The sequence below is a fragment of the Pseudomonas sp. Fl4BN1 genome (assembly GCF_009908285.1).
Lineage (GTDB): Bacteria > Pseudomonadota > Gammaproteobacteria > Pseudomonadales > Pseudomonadaceae > Aquipseudomonas.
Genome location: NZ_JAAARM010000007.1, coordinates 1 through 18,069, shown reverse-complemented (window position 1 = coordinate 18,069; position 18,069 = coordinate 1). Strand labels below are relative to the sequence as shown.

General features: G+C 55.2%; 23 protein-coding genes and 4 pseudogenes. 16 read left to right on the top strand and 11 right to left on the bottom strand.

The genetic code is table 11. The annotated features are described in order from the left end of the window. Positions 1–164: 164 nt before the first annotated feature. Entirely contained in the window at positions 165–623 is a 459-nt protein-coding gene (locus GV818_RS09875; RefSeq protein WP_161776448.1) for a hypothetical protein, read from the top strand. 191 nt (positions 624–814) lie between these two features. On the opposite strand, the gene GV818_RS09870 is transcribed toward GV818_RS09875, so the two are convergent. Beyond that, positions 815–1,243, bottom strand: a complete 429-nt coding sequence (locus tag GV818_RS09870) for a hypothetical protein (protein ID WP_161776447.1) — start codon at positions 1,241–1,243, stop codon at positions 815–817. Between the two features lie 222 nt (positions 1,244–1,465). Here GV818_RS09870 and GV818_RS09865 point away from each other — a divergent pair, with 222 nt between their 5' ends. The 3 genes from GV818_RS09865 (at position 1,466) to GV818_RS09860 (ending at position 2,553) form a co-directional block, all read left to right on the top strand. Beyond that, complete coding sequence (locus GV818_RS09865; RefSeq protein ID WP_161759649.1) at positions 1,466–1,729, top strand: hypothetical protein; 264 nt, start codon at positions 1,466–1,468, stop codon at positions 1,727–1,729. Positions 1,730–1,731: 2 nt separating this feature from the next. Then, positions 1,732–1,902: a hypothetical protein gene (locus GV818_RS34105; protein WP_178124840.1), complete on the top strand. Its 171-nt coding sequence runs from the start codon at positions 1,732–1,734 to the stop codon at positions 1,900–1,902. Positions 1,903–1,980: 78 nt separating this feature from the next. Continuing rightward, a complete protein-coding gene (locus GV818_RS09860) occupies positions 1,981–2,553 on the top strand; it encodes a DUF1963 domain-containing protein (RefSeq protein WP_218586301.1) in 573 nt (190 codons plus the stop codon). Between the two features lie 16 nt (positions 2,554–2,569). Here the strand turns inward: GV818_RS09860 and GV818_RS09855 are convergent, their stop codons facing one another. Beyond that, positions 2,570–3,247 carry a phytanoyl-CoA dioxygenase family protein gene (locus GV818_RS09855; RefSeq protein WP_161776446.1) on the bottom strand — a complete coding sequence of 226 codons (678 nt, stop codon included), beginning with the start codon at positions 3,245–3,247 and terminating at the stop codon, positions 2,570–2,572. Between the two features lie 290 nt (positions 3,248–3,537). On the opposite strand from GV818_RS09855, the gene GV818_RS09850 reads away from it, so the two are divergent. After that, positions 3,538–3,825, top strand: a complete 288-nt coding sequence (locus GV818_RS09850) for a DUF3077 domain-containing protein (protein WP_161776445.1) — start codon at positions 3,538–3,540, stop codon at positions 3,823–3,825. Positions 3,826–4,246: 421 nt separating this feature from the next. Continuing rightward, positions 4,247–5,227, top strand: coding sequence for a hypothetical protein (locus GV818_RS09845; protein ID WP_161776444.1), 981 nt, complete (start codon positions 4,247–4,249; stop codon positions 5,225–5,227). A 55-nt stretch (positions 5,228–5,282) separates the two neighbouring features. Here GV818_RS09845 and GV818_RS09840 read toward each other — a convergent pair whose 3' ends face one another. Then, complete coding sequence (locus tag GV818_RS09840; protein ID WP_161776443.1) at positions 5,283–6,002, bottom strand: hypothetical protein; 720 nt, start codon at positions 6,000–6,002, stop codon at positions 5,283–5,285. 610 nt (positions 6,003–6,612) lie between these two features. On the opposite strand from GV818_RS09840, the gene GV818_RS09835 reads away from it, so the two are divergent. Further along, entirely contained in the window at positions 6,613–7,338 is a 726-nt protein-coding gene (locus GV818_RS09835) for a hypothetical protein (RefSeq protein WP_161776442.1), read from the top strand. A 231-nt stretch (positions 7,339–7,569) separates the two neighbouring features. Next, positions 7,570–7,851, top strand: a complete 282-nt coding sequence (locus GV818_RS09830) for a hypothetical protein (RefSeq protein WP_161776441.1) — start codon at positions 7,570–7,572, stop codon at positions 7,849–7,851. 220 nt (positions 7,852–8,071) lie between these two features. Here GV818_RS09830 and GV818_RS34995 read toward each other — a convergent pair whose 3' ends face one another. Both GV818_RS34995 and GV818_RS09820 read right to left on the bottom strand, forming a co-directional pair. Beyond that, positions 8,072–8,437, bottom strand: a complete 366-nt coding sequence (locus tag GV818_RS34995) for a DUF4156 domain-containing protein (RefSeq protein WP_161776440.1) — start codon at positions 8,435–8,437, stop codon at positions 8,072–8,074. A gap of 555 nt (positions 8,438–8,992) precedes the next feature. After that, positions 8,993–9,298, bottom strand: a pseudogene (locus GV818_RS09820) (cupin domain-containing protein); the annotation flags it as partial. A gap of 43 nt (positions 9,299–9,341) precedes the next feature. Here GV818_RS09820 and GV818_RS09815 point away from each other — a divergent pair. From GV818_RS09815 to GV818_RS09800, 4 genes are all read left to right on the top strand, one after another. Beyond that, positions 9,342–9,572 (top strand): hypothetical protein, encoded by a 231-nt coding sequence (locus GV818_RS09815; RefSeq protein WP_256679448.1) that lies wholly within the window; start codon positions 9,342–9,344, stop codon positions 9,570–9,572. A 40-nt stretch (positions 9,573–9,612) separates the two neighbouring features. Continuing rightward, the gene (locus GV818_RS09810; protein ID WP_161776439.1) at positions 9,613–9,963 is read left to right on the top strand and encodes a hypothetical protein; all 351 of its coding nucleotides are present in this window, start codon (positions 9,613–9,615) and stop codon (positions 9,961–9,963) included. 107 nt (positions 9,964–10,070) lie between these two features. Continuing rightward, positions 10,071–10,682, top strand: a complete 612-nt coding sequence (locus GV818_RS09805) for a hypothetical protein (RefSeq protein ID WP_161759658.1) — start codon at positions 10,071–10,073, stop codon at positions 10,680–10,682. Positions 10,683–10,698: 16 nt separating this feature from the next. Continuing rightward, positions 10,699–11,286, top strand: coding sequence for a hypothetical protein (locus tag GV818_RS09800; RefSeq protein ID WP_161776438.1), 588 nt, complete (start codon positions 10,699–10,701; stop codon positions 11,284–11,286). Between the two features lie 102 nt (positions 11,287–11,388). Here GV818_RS09800 and GV818_RS09795 read toward each other — a convergent pair whose 3' ends face one another. Together GV818_RS09795 and GV818_RS09790 are read right to left on the bottom strand one after the other, a co-directional pair. Continuing rightward, positions 11,389–11,943, bottom strand: a complete 555-nt coding sequence (locus GV818_RS09795; protein WP_161776437.1) for a UPF0149 family protein — start codon at positions 11,941–11,943, stop codon at positions 11,389–11,391. A 172-nt stretch (positions 11,944–12,115) separates the two neighbouring features. After that, positions 12,116–12,517, bottom strand: a complete 402-nt coding sequence (locus GV818_RS09790) for a hypothetical protein (protein WP_161759661.1) — start codon at positions 12,515–12,517, stop codon at positions 12,116–12,118. A gap of 138 nt (positions 12,518–12,655) precedes the next feature. Here GV818_RS09790 and GV818_RS09785 point away from each other — a divergent pair, with 138 nt between their 5' ends. Then, a complete protein-coding gene (locus GV818_RS09785; protein ID WP_161776436.1) occupies positions 12,656–13,288 on the top strand; it encodes an RNA polymerase sigma factor in 633 nt (210 codons plus the stop codon). 207 nt (positions 13,289–13,495) lie between these two features. Next, positions 13,496–14,116: a LysE family translocator gene (locus GV818_RS09780; protein ID WP_161776435.1), complete on the top strand. Its 621-nt coding sequence runs from the start codon at positions 13,496–13,498 to the stop codon at positions 14,114–14,116. A gap of 106 nt (positions 14,117–14,222) precedes the next feature. Here GV818_RS09780 and GV818_RS09775 read toward each other — a convergent pair whose 3' ends face one another. Next, complete coding sequence (locus GV818_RS09775; protein ID WP_161759664.1) at positions 14,223–14,795, bottom strand: AidA/PixA family protein; 573 nt, start codon at positions 14,793–14,795, stop codon at positions 14,223–14,225. 475 nt (positions 14,796–15,270) lie between these two features. Between GV818_RS09775 and GV818_RS09770 the strand changes: the two genes are divergently transcribed. Continuing rightward, the gene (locus GV818_RS09770) at positions 15,271–16,419 is read left to right on the top strand and encodes a PrpF domain-containing protein (RefSeq protein ID WP_161776434.1); all 1,149 of its coding nucleotides are present in this window, start codon (positions 15,271–15,273) and stop codon (positions 16,417–16,419) included. 7 nt (positions 16,420–16,426) lie between these two features. Here the strand turns inward: GV818_RS09770 and GV818_RS35295 are convergent. Continuing rightward, a pseudogene (locus tag GV818_RS35295) lies at positions 16,427–16,873 on the bottom strand (WapI family immunity protein). Next, positions 16,854–17,227, bottom strand: a pseudogene (locus tag GV818_RS09760) (low molecular weight protein tyrosine phosphatase family protein). Before GV818_RS09760 ends, GV818_RS35295 begins: the two co-directional pseudogenes overlap by 20 nt. A 424-nt stretch (positions 17,228–17,651) precedes the next feature. On the opposite strand from GV818_RS09760, the pseudogene GV818_RS09755 reads away from it, so the two are divergent. Further along, positions 17,652–17,807, top strand: a pseudogene (locus tag GV818_RS09755) (tyrosine--tRNA ligase); the annotation flags it as partial. Between the two features lie 78 nt (positions 17,808–17,885). Here GV818_RS09755 and GV818_RS34220 read toward each other — a convergent pair. After that, the coding region (locus GV818_RS34220) for a hypothetical protein (RefSeq protein ID WP_218586300.1) at positions 17,886–18,069 on the bottom strand (184 nt) is incomplete at its 5' end.

Sequence of the window (18,069 nt, the reverse complement as noted above, 5' to 3'; positions counted from 1 at the left end):
GTATTCAGGTCGAGGGCTGCGTCTGTCTGTGACAAATTCTGGCGATGCCCTCGATCCTCTCAACCCCAAGCGGGAGGTTTAGTGGCAGGCAAAAGCTACTGCGAACTCGCGCGGTGCAGGATGCGCTATGGCAAAATGCCCTGTATCAATTCAGGGAGTTAGGGATGAAAGCCATTGTCATTGCAGCGCTGCTGTTACTTACAGGGTGTGTAGCAAAGATTGTTGAGTACAAGGCATTGCCTATTACACAGAGCCAGGCGGAGTCGATCATCGAACAGGTTCTGATGGAACAACCGCTGAAAACCAGACCCGAACAAGTGTTCTTCACCGACGAATACATCGGTTATGGCAGCGGAACTATTTCCGCCACTAGCGGCTTTGCAAGTGCAACGCCTATCGGTGTAGGAGCCATAGCAGCCGGCAGCTCCAAGACTTCCTCCAAAGCGGTGCAAACCCGTATTTATTTCAACTCGATTGGTAGCGTCACGCTCTACTCAAAGCGTGGTCGTTGGGTCGTGCAGACCAGGAACCAGGCAGGTGGAGTGCTGAACAGTTCGCAGGTCGACACGCAGCAGAAGGCTCAGCGGTTCGTTGACGCCATGTTGTTTTTCAAACGGACCTAATGCCGCGCAGGGTAGCTCACTGAAAGGCAGCGGCAGGTGATGGTCCCTAGTCGCTTGATCTGCTTCAAGGCAACTTCAGACCGGGTAAAACGATAACGCCTCCCTAGGGAGGCGTTTTTGCCAGCGCGGTCGAGGCGTTTCGAGCACGACTGGCGGCAATCAGGGCGGGCCATGTAGCGCCTGCCAAGCGCTTACTTGGTCTTGAGGTACTCATTGAGGAACGCCTGGGCATCGCCATAGCTGGACAGGTTGCTGTCATAACCCACCTTCAGCGGCTTGGCCTCACCCGGCAGATGCAACTCGCCATAGCCTTCCTGAAGCAGCAGCACCACGAACTTCTGCCCGTCCACCTGAGTGAAGTAACGGGTGTCACGCGAGGTTTGCTCCACGCTCATTTTCTGAATGCGCATGTTCCAGTCGTGGTCGGCGTCTTCCACCTGCACCAGCGCCTGATTGGCGCTGCGCTCACCGATGCGCAGAGTCCAGACCTTCACCCCGTGTGGCCCGGTGTAGGCCAGGATCTTGTCCGCCACCTGTGGCCGTTCCTCGGCTTGCGCCAGCCCAGCTCCCAGTACCCACGCCATGACCCATGCGGCTGTCCAGCGGTAATAAAGCTGCATCCTTCAAGCTCCTGAATATGTAAACGGGGGCTCATTGAAGCGGACCGGTGCTGCTCTGCCAAGTACCCTGAACAGTGCACGGGGTCCAAATCCCTGTACACACAACCCGCGCAGGGCCCGCAGCCAGTGGGTTACCATCCGCCGCCTGGGCGCCAAGGCACAACGCCTGCGCTTGCCCGGCAAGGTAGCCGGTAACCCCCCAGCCTCTTAAGGACAATTCCCATGAGCCAACTGACAGCGCTGATTGAACAAGCCCGTGAAGGACTTTGCATCCAGCAAAGCATCTCGCCGATCGGCTGGGAACTCATCTCCAGACAATGCGGCGCGGCGGAAATTGCCGAGATCAAAACCCGAATCGCTTCCCTCACCGCTGCCAGGGAGGCGGTCGAAGAATGGGATGGCGACACCCTGGATGATTACTACTTTGCGATTGCCAGCTTCACCCGTCTGCTGGAACTGGCCACGGCCTACGCACAAGGTGAATGAACATGTCGGTTGACCGCACAACGGATTATTTCGAGAGCAGCGAGGGCGCCGTGCGCCTATGGATAGAGCAGGGCAGTGCAATTCATCTCAAGGCCATCAGCCCGCACAACGACCCGGTGGAACTGACGGCAGAACAGGCCCTGCAACGTTTGGCCAGCCGCCTTGCGGACTGAGCAGCCCCAGCGCCCACGCAACCACCTGGGCAACGGCACACCTGAGAGGAACAGATCCTGTTTAACGAACTGGTGTTTTTGCCCGAAGAGCCCGACCAGGACTCCGCCTACCTCGGCGGCAACCCCTACCTGCCTGAGTCCATCCCTTGGCCCACTGACTCGACGGGCGCCCCCTTGCTGCACCTTGCCAGTCTGCCGGCCAGCGTTATCAATCGATACCTTGCCGGCATGCAATTGAATGACGAGCTGGTGGTTTCGCTGTTTACGCCTTACTCAAGCGTCAGCGATACCTACATCGACCAGGCCATGCAAGAGGGCGGCAAGGTGCTGGCCTACAGACCCGCGGCGCGACAGGTGGATGGTTACGGACAGCCCATCACCCCGGCGCGGCGAATCGAAGTGGTTGAAAATCCGCGGCAGGACAGCGACGAAAACGGCCTGGCCAAGATCGCCGGAATACCCGCCTGGATTCAGGATCAAGAGACACGCCCAGGCTTGAACTATGTGCTGCAGATCAACAACTCCCGGCTGAACAGGGCCGCTCCAGGGCACAAGGGCATTTTGGTCGGCGGAACCGGCTATCTGCTATTGAAGCAAGGCATTGATGACGAAGACCTGATGGCCGGGGCCCTGATCATCCAGAGTTCATAAGACAGGGGGCGGGCCCTCAGCCCACGAGGGCAAAATCCTTGGGATCGAAGCGCTCGCGGGTGTCCATCTGAATGTTGCGCAGGCTCGCGGTTTGCTGATGGCTGGCGTACAGCGGCTCGGCAAAGTAGGCGATCAGCAGCGAACGCCGGCGCGCACCGCTGGGGTTCAGACTGGCCCCATGCACCAGATCGGCATCGAACAGCAGAATGTCCCCCGCCGCACCAGAAAGCTGCACCGTGCGGGATTCGTCGGCGAAGTCGAACGCCCCTTCCTGCCCCCCCGGGCGATGACTGCCGGGAACAAGGCGCGTCGCACCGTTCTCTGGGCCGTAGTCATCGAAATAGGCGATAGCGTTCACCACATCCCCTGGCCGCTGCGCCGAAAAATCCCGGTGCAACTGCTGATGGCCGCCCCCGGCCAGCGGCTCGCGCCCCTCCACTTGGGCGAGAAAGAAACGCTCGGCGATCAACTCGCCCACCACCGCCAGCACCTGGGGCAGGCGGCATAGGGCCTGCACCTGTGCATCCGTATCCAACTGCGAATGGCGCCAGTCCCAGCCACGGGGCACGGGCCATTGGTCCGACGGCTTTACCCCGGCATCGAAGGTGGCGCGCAGGTCCGTCAGCCAGTCGAGCGGGATGGCCTGGCGCAGCAGGGCATAGCCATTGCGGTGGAGTTGTTGGCGGGCGGTCATAGGGGCTGGATATCCTTATCTGCAATAACCCGTCGAGCATACCTGTGGGAAAAAGCCCTGGACATAACCGGCGACGGTTTAGCCATTGCCCCAGCGCGAACAGCCGCCTAGTCTGCTGCGGTCGCTGCAAAATCAGCGACCGGGCCTGAGAACCCGATCAGATGCAGGCACATTGTTGATCAGGGAGTTTCAATCATGTCTGCCGGTAATCTGTCCATAATTTTCTGCCGTTCCATTCACCTTCCTCCGCTCAAAAGCCTCTGCTGCCAGACCCTGGCGGGAGGTGCCCGATGAGCCAGTCAACCCCCATCAAAACCCAGGGTTTTGTCACCTTTGGCCAATGTGCCGATCCTGAACTAACGTTGTTTCGCGTCAATGCGGATGTGCCTTTGCAGCAGGCGCTGGAGCAGGCTTCGACCTTGTTGTACTACGCAAAGAAGTTAGCGCTGGATGCGGCTATGGAAGAGCAGGGGGAGCGGTATGCGTGGGCGGCGTACTTTTTGGCGGAGATGGGGAAGGCGGTGATTGATGATGTTGGGTTGGGGTTGAGGGAAAGAGAGGGTGGGATTCTGAGTTAGGGCCACACCGTACTAGGTAGATATAAACGCCGCTTACCGCTGGTTGATAAGTGGCGTCTTTATGATTTGAGGGACAGCTATCGGCCAAAAGCGGACGTTTGAGAGCGGCACCTTCCGGCCAGAAGCGGTCGGTCAGTCCGAGGCGAACTAAGCAGTCGGGAAGCTTCGAAATCAGAGGTAATTTAGCTCTTTGTTGGTAGCTGATTTATCACCGAAGCTAACGAAATCGGTTTTTAAGGAGGCACGAATTGAACTATTGCACATCAGATGCCATAGTGCCATACAATGCAAAATTGCAGTGAGGCTTGGTGAATTGGTGAATCTGTATAGGCGTCTGCAAGCAGGCAGATCGACGCTGAATCCAATGAGAGCACTTCGAGTACTCAGCGGATACGTAAGGAAGCTCTGGTGGGCATTGCCAATGCTGCTAGTACTTATAGCTTTTGTCGCTTTTTATTTAGGCTACATTCCTGTCAAAGGAAATAATTTTGAACAGCGCGGCCAGTTTGGTGATAGTTTTGGCGTTCTGAACTCCTTATTCTCGGGCTTGGGTTTCGGTGGCGTAATAATTACCCTCCTCTATCAACAGAAACAAATTACCCTTCAAGAAAAAGAAGTGAGTGCTCGAAGGAAGTTCGACGAGACGCAGCACTATGAGGAATTGTTTTATAGATTACTTTCCCTCTATTCAAAAACCTTAGGAGAGGTCACTAACAAAAATCGCGAACTCACCGGTCGAAACGTATTAAGAGGTTCCATAGATAGGGCGTACCGTGTATTACGGGAGCAAGGCGTTAACAATATCCCTCATTCGCTACGTATCAAGCACGACAAAAACAATCTCTCAACTGAAAATCAAGAGTTAATTGATTATTTTTATTTTCGAAATTTTAAAATACTTAGAGTTGAGTTGGAAAGACAAAAGCGCTTGGTTGAAACGTTCAAAATGCTTTTGAAGCATACAGTTCGCGCGCTACCCGCCCACCTTGATGGGCAACCATATTTTGATCTTCTTAAGGCGCAGCTAAATCATACAGAGACCTCGTACTTTTTTTTAATCGCGCTGACGTTTAACGATGAATATAGTCTCCGAGAGTTATTGGCGGACACGGGTTTATATCACAGTATCGCAAACACTAAAATCCTTCGGGTTCACGAAATGATGCACAAGGAATTTTGGGGTATCGATCTTGAGTTGTACAAGTACAGACAGCAGTTACCCATTAGTGATAAACGAATCGATCGAGCGATTAGAATCTACACGCGAACCGGCTTGGTCGGTGCAGATACTGACTTAAAAAAATACACCCCGTCCAAAGTTAAAGTTAGTAGCTCAAAATTAATTTTGAATGAGTCGGCGAGCAACGAAGAAAGTTTCGAAGATTCGAAAGATGGTGATTGAGTGATTAAATATTGTAATAGCAAAACAACCTTTAGTCAGCTTTCAATATGTAATATCAAGTTAACCGCTTTTGAAGTTCTCTATTTACGCCGTGAGTCATCCTGCGCTTGAGTTCTCCAGCAAACTGAGTGATTTCTTTCACCGCCACCTCGAGTATCTCTAGCTCAATAATAACGGATTCGCCGGATAGATTGACGCCATTCCGATGAACGATATCGTGGCGCTGCTCGATAATTGGTAGTATATCGGAAATATTTAACTCGCCTTCCCTTTCGTTAAACATAGAGCTGAATATTTTTTTTATCTTCTCGGGGTTATGAAATACATCATTCCGCAATAACTCGATTATTTTCCCCTCTGCATAATTTGACAGGCTCAAGGCCTGACTCAAAGTCATCTTCGGTACAAAGCCGTCATAATATTTAGCAAGTCCATCGATAAATGAACTATGTCGCCGCACGAGCGATATTAGAGACTCAGCAAGGAATACTTCGAGAAGAGTCACCGAGTGCGAGTAGGCCATTGCGTATGCGAGCCGTCTGTGCCGTTGGTTTACATTCGCGTAAGCCACTTCCATTGCGTTATTAAGCCCTACCAAGAGAAGAGCATATCCTTTTGCGTGTGGGTAACAAGCGTCGAACTCCTCGGAGGGTGGCGCATTAGATCCATAACCGAAAAATATTTCATGATCAATATCTATTCTTTCTTCGATCAACACCAAGACCTCATCTCTCTCTTGGCAAACCGAGAGTAAAAACTCACCCATTCGCGACATTTTTCACATCCTACATATAGAGTTTTATCAGAGTCTAAGCTACAGCCTTAAACTTTTCACCTTTTGCGTTTATTTCTATCACTCCATTGAATTATACAATCACTACTAAGCGCTAAGATCCGTTTGTGTAACTCCACAGCTTGTGGTAATTTCCTTTTCCGGAACTACGATTACTCGCTGAGTTTAACTCCTATTCTACTTGAATATGGATTGTCCGAGAGTATTTCGGAAGTCATTTTTGATATCTATTGATCTCTCAATGTTCGGGCCAATGAGTAGCGATTTTTGGCTCTGATGATTTATGAACCCTCTTTGGTTTAATATACGCTGTTTAGCCACCGCCATTGGACGATCTAGACGTGTCGCGGCGGGCGGGAATGGGCTAGAAATCGCCAGTGCTAGAGGTTGAATGAGGTTAAGCTTAGGGCGGTGGAAGCCATGGCTGAGGATCGACGAAAATACATGGGATGAAAAATCAACATCAAATTTTTCGTGCCGAGCTAATGCGCACTCCCTTTCCGAAGGCTGCGAAGCTCGACTGATTGATAGATTAGGTGTGAAGTTAAGAGTTAAGTTGTCGAGTGGAATATTTATTTTTAAGGATTCTGTCGTGGAAATTTTGCAGCTCGCAGTAAGAAAACTCGCAAACTCGATGAGAATTTATGGTGAGGCGCACTGTGACTTCCAGAGACTTAAATATATAGACAAAGAAGAGGCAATTGATAATTTAGACCGCGCCTTTGAGTCAAAGCTTGAGGCTTTTCATAGCTTGTACGATGTATCAAAAAATCAAGTCGACTATTTTTCCAGCGCAGATACAGCATCTTTAATACTCATGCGTAATGCGATCCATCATCGTGATCACTTGCTTTTCAATAGCTGGAATCATGAAGTGGCGCTAGATGAAAAGTATAAAAATTATCTTGGGGCAGAATTTCTTTTAGTTGACTACCCTGTGCTAGGGGCTCCCTCTAAGATGAGGTACTTCTACAAACTCGAAGACTTTTATCTTCGGCTAGATGATAGTCTGAGCTCTCCCTATCTAGAGAAAAAAATGGGAGTTGCGAAGCGGGCGTCACTTCTAGATGCAATGGATTCCGAGCTTAGTTTCTTGGAAATAAAAAAGTATGCAAAATCTGAAAAATATCCAATTGGACAGATCTATATTAATATTATACCTGTCTTCATTTCTGCGACCTGCCGGGTATTTGGTACCTTAAAGAAAAATGGATTTACATTCTCCGGTTTCGATGCAAGGGTGTACGAAGAACCATTTACAAATGAGCTGGAAGTTGATTTTTCTAAGTTTACACACATGCCTTTACGTATACTTTGAGTACGGAGGCGTGTTTAAATCGATAAGACATCGTTGCGCAGCTCAATTCAGATTTATAAAACTTAGGAACGACCGTCCTGGGGGAAGCTGAGTGACTGTTATTGGCCGCAAGCAGACGCTGGTACTGCATACGACTACGCTCGCCCCGGGTGAAGTGACAACAGAGGAGCAGATATCCTCCGCATCAATCTAAAGGCTGCTTATCCAAACGCTCTGTTTAAGGGACCAGACATGACCGTTGAAATCATCGAGTTCAGAAAATTGCTAGAAGCCGGGCGGCGCTATCTGGCAAACACCGCCACCCTCGCGGAGCTAAACGGTCGAGTCAGGGCAACGCTGGAGGCCGGACACTTCTGGGGAGCAGCAGCGCCACTCATGGAAGTCGCCCGAGATTGGGAGCACATGATTAACCGCACCTGGAATGAAATGGGCGAGCAACCCGCTCCGCTGACCGAGGTCCAGTTCAGCGAGTGGTTGCGGCAGCAGTTCTACTTCCCAGCCTGTGACAGCTAGTTGTCACTAAACGAAAGAGCGGTGCAGGGCGCTACCACTCAGAATTACCTCCCTCAAAACGTCGGCGGCGTGATCACCTACAACACCAGCGCATCCTCCTCCCCAGAATTCCCATACTTATGCGGTTCCTGGCTGGAGTTGCCCTGAGCGTCCGGCAAGCACGCCTGCCTGAGGCCTTCGCCTTTATGGCTGGAATAGCGAAGGTGACTTCGCCGGACACTTAAGGGCAGCGATAAACATTTCCTGAGAGGGTGACGTTGGTTTGCTCCAATCGGTTGTCCGAACCGGTTTGGCCAGCTCGTTGAGTGAGCAGATAAACCCGATTGCCGCCCATCGCAGCTGCTTTGTTTTTCAGGTCATTACGGGCTCCGGTCTCTAGGTCGGCGTTCCCGGTGATACTGCCCAGCAGAAAGTTGCCTTGACTACCCGTGACATCCCCCAAGAATTGGCATTCTGGGCCTGGCTCGTTATGGGTGATGCGTACGGTGTTGGCAGTGGGACCCACAATAGGTGTAGGCGCACAACCTGCCAGCCCAAGTAAAGCAGTGGACAAACTGATGCAAATTAGAGCGCGAGAGACAAGCATGTACACGATTCCTTTCCTACCAAAATGAAGTTGCCCTTTGGATAGTCTGCTAGGGCTTTAAGCCCGCGCAGTATCTGGTTTCGGTAGAGCAAGAACTGTATTGATTAGTAATTTTTCCTGTGCATTTTTAAACAGTTATCCTGTGAGCCGGACGCCCATTCGTATACGGCCTGGCATCCCGTCTTGTGCAACTGAACTGATTCAGCTGCTTGTGCTTAAGCTGATGATTTGCTGGAGTCGGTGGCACTCCAGCTCAGCAAGACGACATCCTATTCCGATCACGCGGAGGTTCAGAGTAAATGGTCATCGTGTGAGTAATTCCTCAAGCGTTATAAACACTGAACTTCGAAACCTCCCCTGAGCGACTTATCCAAAGTCCTTGAACGGTGCTAAATGGGGAAACACTTAAGTCAAGTGACGAGCTATTAGAAGCAACCCAATCACGGTGGCCTGTCAGTCTTGGAAAGAAGCGCCACATTCACTTTGAAGTCGCAGGCTGATGAAGTCTGCTTTTAGTCGAAAGCTGTGGTGTTGACTCCAACCTTTCCACGCCCCTTAAAACGTCGGCGGCGTGATCACCCACAACACCAGCGCATCCTCCTCCCCAGGATTCCCATATTTATGCAGCTCCTGGCTGGAGAAGCTAAAGCTATCCCCCTCACTCAACTGAAAATGCCGTTCGCCCACCCACAGCTCAAAACTCCCCGACAGCACATACCCGGCTTCCTCGCCCTCATGGCTATGGCTCTCCTTGCTGTACATCCCCGGCGGAAACCTCGAGTGCAGAAACTCCAGCTGCCGGGTCGGTTGAGGCGTCAGCAACTGATCAATAATCCCGTTCTCATAATTCACCTGCAGCCGCATCACGCTGTCAGGCGAGCAGGTACTGCAAGCCCTGGCGGAGTTGGAGTTCGTCCTGATCTCGCTGCACAAGATGGGCGCCTATTACATGGACAAACCCGTGGCCGACTACCAGCGCGCCACCACCGATTTCATCGATAACCAGCAGGTCACCCAGCGTCTGGCCCTGGTGCGCAGGATTCTCAGCGAACCCTTCGACAGCACCCTGGGGGAGGACGACATGGATGACATCGAACGTCATGTGCAAGGGCTCGAACTGTGGCGCCCCGAGTAACCGCGCGGTCATTACCCGTCGTTTTTTCAAGGAACCTGCCATGTCCCGGATCAGCATCGCCACAGCGACTCCCACCAACAGCCTGGCACTGGTGAAGTTTCTCCATCAGCGCCTGGGCCTGTCCCTGAGTGTTGCCCAGGGCTATCTGCGCCGTGGCGCCGAAGGCTTCTTCTACAGCGCCAGGCTGTTTCACAACGACCATGTGGAGCGTGAGCAGGAACTGCGCGACATCCTCGCCTTCTGCAATGAAGCCCAGGTGCCGCTGCTGATTGTGGAGACCGACCCCGAGCTGGAGTGGACCGGTGTGGCGCCCGTAGAGATCGACATGTTCTCGATGTCCGACGAGCACCTGTTCAATCTGCTCGAGGCCTTTGAAGAGGACTATCAATAACGCCCGGGAGCGGGCCTGTGGCGCCCAACTGAATGCGCGGTGTTCCTAAAGTTATGGCCTTCGGGGTCGAGACCTTGGTGCTGTCCGTCCGTCAATAAGGATATTCCGTGTTCAGAACCCTCCTCAGGGCCACCGCCCTTGTCGCCACGCTGGCGATGACCGGCTGTGTCTCCTACAACGTCACCGGCCCCCTGGGCGCGCCGCTGCATTCAGCGCCTGTCAGCAGCCCGCGCACCGCGCAAATCGCCGATGTGCAGGTGTCCGCCCCGGGCATTGACGAAGCCAACCGCACCGCCATCGGCCGCTCCCTGACCGCCCAGTTGACGCCCTACGTGAAGAGCGCCGGCTACTTCCAGCAGCTCAGCGAATTCCCCACCCGCCTGGGGGAGAACGACGTGGTGCTGAAGTTCAACATGACCTCCCTCAAGGGCCACCGCGGGCCGCACCCGGGCTACGTGCCGGGGGCCTTGCTGACCCTGACCCTGTGGATCTGGGTCAACGGCCCGATCTACGTCGACAGCTTCGACCTGGCCGGTGATCTGTCGATCGTCGACCGCGACGGCAAGGAACTGGCCAGTGCCAGGGAGCAGCTGAAGTTCGAGCGCAATGTCGGTCTGTATGGGCGCGAATACTGGGCCCCGACCCAGGGCGCCAAGCAACTCAACGAGCTGGTCGGCAAATTGCTCGACACCGCCACCGCCCGGTTGGCGCAACACTAGGATCAAGGAGCGTCACATGCTGGGTTTCATCAAACACACACTGGTACTCGCCGCAGTGCTGCTGAGCGGCTGCGTGTCGTACTCGCAAAAGGAACTGGCGCCGGTCACGGCCTGGCCACCCACCGCCCAGGCGGAACAACACAAACCCACGGCCTTCGTACGCACCACGGCGATGAATCAGGTCAATGGCGGCCCGGCCAATGCCGCTGCCGGCGCTCCGGCCGCCGCCTGGGAAGCGGTGGTGGCCGAGACCTACCGCCAGTCCGGGCGCCTGTCCCGGGTCAGCACCGACAAGGTCGAATCGGATCTGTACGCCGAAGCCACCCTGTACAACAACGAACAGTTCAGCATGGCCTCGGCCATCATCACCGGCGCCACCTTCTTCATCATCCCGTCCACGGCGAAGAACACCTTCACCCTGGAAACCGTGTTCAAGGACAAGGACGGCAAGGAACTGGGGCGGATTCGCAAGAGCGAGTCGGTACGCACCTGGATGCAACTGTTGCTGATCGTGGCGATTCCCTTCCAGCAGGACACCCGCGACGTGGTCCGGGAGCTGGCCCGCAGCACCCTGGATGAAGCGGTGCAACGCCGTCTGCTGTAGGGGTTGTTGCAGCGGGATGGATGCAGTTGAAGCGCCGCTTGTCCCTGGGAGGGCAAGCGGCGTTTTTTCATCGGCGGGGTTTGGCTTTTGAGGCCCGGGGCCTTAGCGCTGCTCCAGCCAGTATTGATGCAGGGCCCGGGCCGCGGGCTCGATCGCGGCCACCTGCTGGCGATGCTGATCCAGGTCCAGGTCGGCGGGTAGTTCGAAGTTGTCCTGTTCGGCACAGTCGATGATTGCCTGCAGCAGAGCGGCTTGTGGCGCCGGCATCGGCGCCCAGTTGCCCACGGCCACCCCGCGCAGGTAGCCGAAACACCATTCCTCAGCCAGGGTCAGCATCTGTTGCTGATGCTCGGTCTGCTCGAAACGGGCATGGAAAGCGCTGGGGTCGGCGCTCAGCTGTTGTGCCAGGGTATTGATATGGCGCACACAGAGGTCGATGAACTGACGGCATTCCTCGGGGCTTTGCCACTCCGGGTTTTGCCCGCCCCAGATGGCTGGGAACCACTCGGCGATATCCACCTGCGCCGGGCTCGACACCAGGGCGGCAAGGTAGCCATCGAGTTCGGAGTGATTGAGTACCAAGTGATCGTCACCGTACTGCAGCAGGGTGTTTTCGATGACGTCGAACTCGGCGTCGTTCAGTGGCTGATTCTGCATGTCGCTATTCCTGGATGAGGCCTGTCCCGCTGATCAAGCCACGGGATGAAAAAAGTGCCGCGCAGAATGAGGCTTGAAGGTTTTTTTCCAGATCCGATTATCCAGATGTCTCGGCCATCTCACGGCATTCGAACCCCTTTGCTTGCGGTTTGCAGATAAGCGCGTGCAGCGCTCAAGCATCCCTGAGCAAGTCCTGGGCATCCAGCAGGCGATAGGCAATTTCCGGGCGATTTTCCATGGCTCGGCGGATCGCCGCCGGGATCGATTGGCGGGTCTTGCGGCACAGACCGGGGTGCTCGGCCAGGGCGATGGCGATGCCGCGCATGCTGCGCACTTCGTTGTCGCTGGGGGTGATTTCTACGCGGATGCCCAGTTGCTGGTACATCCGCCGTTGCATGTGTTCCAGGTCCGCCAGGTCCTTGAGGTTTTCCAGGCGTTCGAGCAGGCGTTTTTCCTCCTGGCGCGTGAGGTTGAGGATGCGCAGGTCGGCTCCGGGGGTGTCCAGCAACTGCTCGCGCTGGCAAATACAGGCGCCGGGCGGGCAGGGTAGGCGGATTGGAGTGCTAGGGTTCATGGGGAACCATCATAGCGACCCCGCAGAAGCTGTCAGAGAAAAATATGCAGTCGACCGCATCCGTTTTCCCGGTAGGTCCGTATGGTCCTTACCCTTCCGGTGAAGGGGCAAGCTTCCTCATCAGGGAGAGCCAGGGACATGCAAGCACTGCAGCCAGCAAACCCCGTAGTAACCCAGGACGACCCACAGTTGTTGCCGCGCCTGCTGGCCGGCGAGCAGCAGGCCTATCGCGAACTGGTCAGGCGGCATTCGGGTGCCATGCGTTCGGTGGCGTTTGCCATCGTCGGCCAACGGCACGTCGATGACGTGCTGCAGGAAGCCTGGTTGGCCATCGTGCGCAATCTCGGTGGCTTCCAGTGTCGTTCCAGCCTCAAGACCTGGATGCTGACCATCACCGCCAATGCGGCCAAGAGCCGTTATGTACAGAATCGTCGCGATCTGGGGCACAGCACGCTGCCGGCGCCCCCTGGCAGTCTTGGCCCTGAGCGCTTCTCGGCGACGGATGGCAGCTGGGCATCGGCGCCCGTGGAATGGCATGAGGACAGCCCGGAAGCGCTGCTGGATGAAGAACAGTTGCGTGATTGCATGGAGCAAGTATTGAGTGCCATGCCGGGGCTGCAAAGCCGGGTGTTGTTGCTGCGTGAGCGTCAGGGCCTGGAGCTGGAGGCGATCGCCGAGCAACTGCAGATTTCCCTGACCAACGTGCGAGTGCTGCTGCACCGTGGGCGCTTGAAGCTGTTCGCTGCCATCGAGCGCCATCAAGGGGGCTGATGCGCTGTCAGTACATCCTGCGCCTGGCTTCGATCCTGGTAATGGTCGGGGCATTCAGGATCGCTGGCTGCCGTTGCGAGTGGTTCAAGGGGGGGCTGGATCAAGGATGCAGTGGTCGAGGATCAAGCTACAGGTTGCGTTGCGCCTCACGACTATTTATTTTTTGACTCTTGAGAACAACAACGACCCTCGGTACTTGGAGCCTTCATGAACCTTGCCACTCTGGCATTATTTCTCCCTGCCTGTTTCGCACTGAACATGGCGCCTGGTCCCAATAACCTGCTCTCGGTACGCAACGCCACCACCTATGGCTTTCGCACGTCATGCCTGGCCGGAGTTGGGCGTCTGCTAGCGTTTTCGCTGATGATTGCCCTGGCCGCAGCCGGGCTCGCGGTGGTGCTGCAAGCCTCGGAGTTGCTGTTCTACGGAATCAAGATCCTCGGGGTGGCCTATTTGCTGTACCTGGCCTATCAGTTATGGACGGCGGACACCCAGGTCGAAAGCGAGAAAAAGACGCGGTTGTCCGGTCTGTTCGCCTTGAGCCGGCAGGAATTCCTGGTGGCCATCGGCAACCCGAAAGCGGTGTTGATCTTCACCGCGTTCCTGCCCCAGTTCGTTGATCCTGCAACGCCGGTAGCCCCGCAGTTCTTGCTGCTGGGGGCGCTGTTCCTGGTGCTGGAGTGGATCGCCATCAGTGCTTATGCCGGTATGGGCCTGCACATGCGGCGCTGGTTCGCGGAGCCGGGTGGCAAGCGGTTGTTCAATCGTTGCTGCGCGGTGTTGCTGTCTATCGCGGCGTCAGTGTTGGTATTGGCCCGTCGCAGTTGAGAGTAATGATTAAGCGCGAGTGACAATGTTATGTCAGAGATCGTGGTACTGGGCATAATACATGAAGAACCCTCTTGCGAACTTTGTCGCAAGAGGGTGTTATTGCTTAATTGACGTAGATGTACGGGTCCCAAGAGCAGTAGCCAAGAACTTTGTTACTGCTGTCAACGATCATGAAAGCCCAGGAGTATCTGATTTTTCCAGGTCTTTCTGCGTTACCTTGCCAATAAAAGTTCTCCACGCTTTGTTTTTGTGGCGTGCCGGCATGATTTTTTGTATTAATCAGTGGCAAGGGCGAGTTGTATACATCGGAAGGTGCCGGGCCATCAGAGTTGGGGCCAATGGAACCGGGACCGTCTGTTTGTGAGTACTGATACAGCAGTACCGCCTTATCTAGCCCTTTGGACAGGCTGGTGGAGCGCCAGCGAATCACGTCGCCGGACTGGACGTTGATGGACAGCTCAGCTGTGCCCTGGCTGGCGCCGACAATATCGGCATTGCTGATCATGTGGATGACTTGTTGGTCCAGGCGAATGCCGTTGACAAAGAAATTGTAGAGCTGGGTGGGCGCGGCCGAGTTTTGACTGATATTGAATGGCTTGCCGCTCAAGCTCTTGCCGTTATAGTCGAGAATGCTTTGTGCATCGATAGCAACCAGGATGTTCCAGATGTTGGACATTTATAGCTCCTTGATACTGCGAGAGACACTATGGCGTTCTTGGCCAACTACAGCATCGAGTGGATGTTGTATGATTTAAGTGCTTTTTCTCATCGCAGCCGTCCTTGCCTTGGTGCTGTTGTGTTGAATCAACTTTCAACAGGCTGCGGGTGAAATCTAGCTCTTGAGGTTTTTTAGTCAAATTGATCTTGGTGAAAAGGGTGGAATTAAGACGGGTGGCAGATTAGTTGTGTTCTATTGCCATCGGCTATTAACTCAAGGCTGATTCAATTTAACGAAACCAAGTAATAACAAATAACCCCGTAGTCCACGGAAAATGACCAGGCATGCCGCCACCTTGGAGCAGGTATCATGTACCGCCGCTGTCCCTTGATCGGCAGGCGACGCGACCTTCTCTCCTGCGATTACGGACGCGCCCGACATGTCAGAGCCTCAAGCCCGTTGCGTCATCCCTGTTGCCATCCCCTAGTTCCCGGTGTGCCACGCCCGTGGCGGCACTTCCACCGGCCTGATCCTGGCCAAGGAAGCGCTGCCCCGGGATGAAGCCCTGGTGGAAGAGTTGCTGCGTCACCTGATGGGCGTGCCTTTGCACGGTGAGTGGCCGGGCAACACCCAGATCACGGGCCTGGGCAGAGGCGTGCCGACTAGCAACAAGGTATTTATCGTCGAGCGCCGCCCCGGCGAGTCTCGAATGACCAGCACCTTGGCGCAGATGGCGGCGGGCAAGAGTGCCATCGACTGGAGTGTCAACTGCGGCAACATGTCGGCGGCCTTGCCGTTGTATGCGTTGCAGCGGGGCTGGCTGCTACCGGGCGAGCGCGATAGCCAGATCGAGATCTACAACAGCAACACCCAGACCACGATGTACGCCCGACTTGGGTTCGCCGATGGGCGCCTGCTCAGTGACACGCAGATTCCTGGGGTCAATGGCATGTTTCCCGGGGTCGACCTGTTTCTCGACGACCCGGTTGGGGCCAAGACCGGGGCCTTGTTTCCCACTGGGCAACGACTCGACCTGCTCGACGGCGTCGCTGCTACCTGCATCGATGTGGCGGTGCCGATGGTCATCGTCAAGGCCAGTGACCTGGGCAAAAGTGGCCAGGAGACCCCGGCGCAGTTGGATGCCGACCCGCAGTTCAAGGCCCGGTTGCTGGAGCAGATGGTCAAGGGCGGCTTGCGCATGCAACTGCGCAACCGCGATGGCCGCCTGATGAGTGCCGATGAGCTGCGGTGCAGTGAAACCATTCCGAAGATCTGCATCGTTAGCCCGGCCCAGGGGGAGGGGCCGCTGTCTACCCGGTATTTCACTCCGCAGAATGCCCATCCGTCCCTGGCGGTGTCCGGTGGCTGCTGCTTGGCAGCGGCGTGCCTGGCTGAAGGCACGGTGGCCCATCAGCTATTGGCCCAGGGGCCGCAGTTGAGTGCGTCTTTGGGTGAGTATGCGGTGTCCATCGAGAACCCGGCCGGGGTGCTCGAGACTTTGATCACTGCGCGTCTTGATGGGGCGCAGATGCTGATCGAGGGCGCGGCTTACCGGCGCAGTGCGCAGATTCTGTTGCAGGGGACGCTGCCGTTGTACAACGCTTCGCCGGCCCTGGTCGACGCGCTGCAGCATCGCAACTAAAGCGCTTTCAGCGCACTGGAAAGCGTTGCCGCAGGGCATCGACCATTACCAGCAGAGCCTGTAGCGGATTGTTCGCCAGGGGCAGGCCGACCTTGAAACCATCGGCCTTCTGCGCCGGGTCAAGCCAGTGCGGTGCGGCTTCATGGGCAAACAGGATCTCGATCTGCGCATGGGGGCCTGGGTGAAAGTGAAACTCCAGGCACGGCTCGGTGAACCAGCAGGGCTTGCATGGGCCTTGGGCGGTGGTCAAGGCCTCGAGCCAGAGAGCCAGTATGTCCTACTCGAAAGCGGTCAGGCAGGCATCTTCAAAGCTCCAGGCGCCTTGGGGGTGTTCGATCCGCCCTTGGATGCGCAGCCAGTTAGCGTCCCAGCGTTCACGGCTGTCGGGAAACTGATAGCCGAGAATGTCCAGTTCAACGCGTAGGGCGGGAGTGTCATTGAGTGTTAGTGACATGCAGATCGGGGCTCGAGCTTGAGGGCGGTGCTGATGGCAGGAATTGTGGAGCTCGCTGACCGAGCAATTGGACCAGCGCGGGGTCCATGAATTCGTAGTCGTCGGGAATGTTCAGGCAGATGATTTTTTCTGTCCCAGGTACTGCTTGAAGCGTTTGGATAGCTTGCTGCGGTGGCGGGCCTCCATGACCAGAATCAGTTGTGCCCACGTCAGCAGCTCCGGGCCAAGCGGCACTTCGGCGTCGTGGTTGAGCCCGGCGGAAGCCGTTTCGATCCCCGGCCAATCGGCGAAGACCTGTTCGGCGGTGGGGCTACGCAGGCGGTTCTGACTACAGATAAGCAATACTTTCAGCATCCTGCTGAACTCCCTCTTGCACTGCTGTGGGTGTTGAGCGGCGATTGTTCGTGGCTTTCTACCTGGCTGTCCTGCATCTGTCGAAGCACGGTAGGGCTGCAGGTCGATGTCATCACTCAAGCGATTGAAGGGCGTTTCTGGCTACGCTGATGGGTGTAGTACCTGCTTCTTTATGAGGCTATGCCAGAACCCTGGGGCATTCAGTGTTTTTATGCCGAGGTGATCAAGCAAAATTCGACGTTGTCGGACCCGGTGTCGGGAAATTTGGTGTTTCTATAAGTTCGCAATGCCTCTCTACTATATAGAAGGCGTTTTTTGCTTACGCCAAAGGGCTGTGCTTAGCGGGCGTTGGATGAGCGAAGCTGTCCAGTATTGCTGATCTAGACGTTTATGCTGTGATTCAAGAGGCTCTAGCTGTGATGTTGATTTGCCAGAGATTGAGTGGACTGTTGCTGGAGACATGCCGATTGCTGCTGTCCTTAATAAGGTAGGCCTGGTGAAGAATGCTGCCGTAGCGCGAGACCTTCTAGGGGCGGGTGGTGTGCGGGTAGATGACGAGGTTGTCGATCGCACCTATATATAGCCTTGCGAAAGCTCCTGTTTCAGGGGCTTTTGATCTTATTCATAGAAAATTCAATTTAAGTGTTGACGGCAGATTCTACACGTCTATAATTCGCCCCACTTCCGGCGCAGTCGAAACGGAAAACTCCTTGAGATTCAACGAGTTACGCAGTTTTCGGCAGCGGTTACGCTTCAGTTCATCGAAGCCAGAAGGAGTTGGTAAGGCAGTGAGTTTTAGCCTTATTAACGATTCGATCCTCTCGGTCGAAAGCGGTGAAAAA